This window comes from Arthrobacter sp. 10T419 (assembly GCF_056394105.1).
Genome location: NZ_JBFTHF010000020.1, coordinates 1 through 3,324 on the forward strand (window position 1 = coordinate 1; position 3,324 = coordinate 3,324).

Here is a 3,324-nt window from a genome sequence, read left to right on the forward strand (position 1 = left end):
CCCATCCCGAACCCGGAAGCTAAGACCCACAGCGCCGATGGTACTGCACCCGGGAGGGTGTGGGAGAGTAGGTCACCGCCGGACAACCATTACAGCCAGGCCCCGACACACAGTGTCGGGGCCTGAGCCTTTTAACACCCCAAACACAGGCATCCGACGCACGCTCCCGCAGATCCGGCCAGCTGACGAAGGCAAGTCCGGATCTCTGGGGCGAGCTGGGAGCCGGACGGCAGAGGGCCTTCTTCGTAACCCAGCCGGCGCCGCCAGCATGGTCAGCGGGGAAACTTGCGGCCGTGGAGCCACGCAAGGAGCTCGATTGCGAGGCCGCCGCCGGCCCCGGTTGCCAGTGCTGCGAGTAAAAGCCCGGCTGGTGGCCAGGAGAGAATGAAGAAATCTTGTGCCAAGGGGATGTTGAGCAGAATGACGAGGGCGGCGCACATCGCCGCCAGTACACCGACCCGGCCGGCGTTGAGCGGCCGGGATACCACCGCCAGGATCCAGAGCCCCACCACTGTGAGGGTAAGAACGGAAGCGGAGCGCACCGCTTCCGGCCCCGGCGCTGCCGCCGACGGCGCGATGGCATTGAGCACAAGCAAGGTGGCCGCGACGATGAGTCCGGCCGGCAGCGAGAACCAGAGTGAGCGGCGCAGGAAACCCGGCTTATAGCGACGGGTGTTCGGCATCAGTGCCAGGAAGAAAGCGGGGATGCCGATTGTGAGGCCGTCCGTGAAGGAGAGCTGGCGGGGGAGAAACGGGAACTGCCACTGCAGCAGTCCGAAACTGACGGCGATGGCAATGGAATACGCCGTCTTACTGAGGAAGAGGCTTGAGACCCGCTCGATGTTGGCGATGACGCGCCGACCCTCTGCCAGCACTTCCGGAAGCCGGTCAAAGCGGCCGTCGAGGAGGACCAGCCGCGCTACCGCCTTGGTAGCCGGCGCCGCAGAATCCATGGCGATGCCAAGGTCTGCCGTTTTCAGGGCGAGGGCGTCGTTGACCCCGTCCCCGGTCATTGCCACGGTGTGTCCAAGCCGTTGCAGGGCAGCGACCATGTCCTTCTTTTGATCAGGGCTGACGCGGCCGAAGACGTTGTTGCCCCCCATCACCTCCTCGAGAAGCAGGGGATCTTCGGGCAGCGAACGTGCGTCGTAGCCTTGGGCCACGTCGAGGCCAACCCGACGCGCGATGGCGGCGACGGTCCGCGGATCGTCGCCGGAGATGATTTTCAACTCCACGCCCTCGGCGCGGAAGAATTCCAGGGTGTCCCGGGCATCGGACCGGGTCTGCTCCCGAAACGTCAGGAGTGCGACCGGCCTGAGACCGTCGGGCAGCGTCGGCGTCTTGCTCGCCCCCGGAGGCGTGTCCGCTCCGACCAGCAGCAGCGTCCGCAAGCCGGTGCTGGCAAGCTTGCCGGCTTGCTGCAGCACGTCGGCATGGCCTGGCTCCGCTGTCCGGGCCGGTTCGTCGGAGGACCCGGCAGCTGCCCCCGGCGCCGGATCTACGGTGATGCTGTTTCCCGGAGCCAGGATCATTTCCGGCGCCCCGAGAATCCAGGTGGGCGTCGCCCCGTTGCCTCCACCGAAGGTCACCCCGCTCCACTTCCGGGAGGAGGAGAACGGAACGTAGGAGATCGACTGGAATCCGCCGTCGTCCTCGAAAGCGGCGCCGAGGCTCCGCGCCGTGGCGTTTGCCTCGGGCTCAGCGGCAAACCAACCGAGGGCCTGTTGCCAGCCTGGATCCGGCGTTGGCGTCAGCTGGTGAACCGCCTCGAATCTCAGGCCGCCCTCCGTCAGGGTGCCGGTCTTGTCCATGCAGAGGACGTCCACCCTTGCGAGGCCTTCGACCGCAGCGAGTTCCTGGATCAAGACCTTGTGGCTGGCGAGCCTGAGCCCTCCGACGGCGAATGCCACGCTGGTCAGCAGCACGAGGCCCAACGGAACCATTGCGATTACGCTGGCGATGACGCCTACCAAGGCTGTCGTCCAGGTGCCTGTGGCGACGGCATCCTGCCAACCGCCCCGCGCCTGCAGCTCGCCGTTGACCACAAGGATCGCGACAGGCAGGATCGCCCAGGCTATCCAGCGAAGCACACGGTTGAGGCTGTTGCGGATCTCCGAGTTCACCAGGGAGAACCGGCGTGCATCAGCGGTGAGCCGGCTGGCGAATGACTCCGCACCCACCCGCACCACCCGGGCTTTGCCGTGCCCGGCCACAATGATGGATCCGGAAAGCACGTCGGACCCGGTGTCTTTGGCCACGGGGTCCGATTCGCCGGTGAGGAGGGATTCGTCCGCCTCGAGTCCGGCGGCTTCGAGCACTGCTGCGTCCGCCGTAACCTGGTCCCCGGCACGCAGTACCAGGACATCATCGCGGACGACATCGGCCGTGGCGATCTCCCGGATCTGGCCGTCGCGCAGTACCCGTGCACGCGGGGCATCCAAGACCGCAAGACGGTCCAGGGACCTTTTGGCCCGGAATTCCTGGACCACGCCGATCACCGCGTTGCCCGCGGCAGCCAGGCCGAACAATGCGTCCTGCCAGCGGCCGAGGAGCAGCAGCACGAGGAAGCTTGAGCCGACAATCGCGTTGAAGAGGGTGAGGACGTTGGCGCGGAAGATCTGCCACAGGCTCCGGCTGGTCTTGTCCGGCACGCGGTTGTCGAGCCCACTCTCGATGCGGGCGGTGACGTCGTGCTGCGAAAGCCCGTTCACAGCCGGGCCGGACACACGCCGACTGAGCGGGACTGCTATCTGGCGCCGGCGTTGTGCCCTCACCCCCTGATGGTATCCGCAGCAGCGGCCTAAGGTGACGGAGCATACAGCTCCCACTGACGACGCCGGGCTGCCGCCCGGGCGACAACGGCGCCGGTGCCGCGCCAGTGCGGAGCCCGTACGACGGCGGTGCGGCGCCGGTTCGGCGAGGTTCCGGGGGCGGCCGTAGGGCACCCCGGCGCAGCCGCGAAGCGGGTTTGCGGTCACCGTCGACTGGGTGTATTGTTTTCTAAGTCGCCACGAGGGAGAACAGCGGAAACGCTGGAGGACCGGAGGCGGCCAATCCCCCAAAAATAATTCAAGACCAAGTTCTTTCGGCGGTTCAATCGCTAAAGAATTCTGGTGGGGCTGGTTCGTCTGCTGATGTAGGTCCGGGAAGTCGGATTTGCTTTGGAAGTCGACACCGGGTAAGTTTGAAAAGTTGCTCCGGAGCGATCCTGGACCGTTGGGTTTGGGTGGTGCCGGGTGTGTCTGTTGTTTGAGAACTCAATAGTGTGCCAAGTTTGTTGATACCAATTTTTTATTGAATTGGTTGATTGTGCCGGGCCTGCCA

At 65.5% G+C, this 3,324-nt stretch carries 1 protein-coding gene and 1 rRNA gene; one reads left to right on the forward strand and one right to left on the reverse strand.

Going from position 1 to position 3,324, the window contains the following annotated elements; translation table 11 throughout:
• Positions 1-84, forward strand: a 5S ribosomal RNA gene (gene rrf, locus AC1DBD_RS17655); the annotation flags it as partial.
• 188 nt (positions 85-272) lie between these two features.
• Here the strand turns inward: rrf and AC1DBD_RS17660 are convergent.
• Positions 273-2,711 carry an HAD-IC family P-type ATPase gene (locus AC1DBD_RS17660; RefSeq protein WP_476982697.1) on the reverse strand — a complete coding sequence of 813 codons (2,439 nt, stop codon included), beginning with the start codon at positions 2,709-2,711 and terminating at the stop codon, positions 273-275.
• Positions 2,712-3,324: the final 613 nt, after the last annotated feature.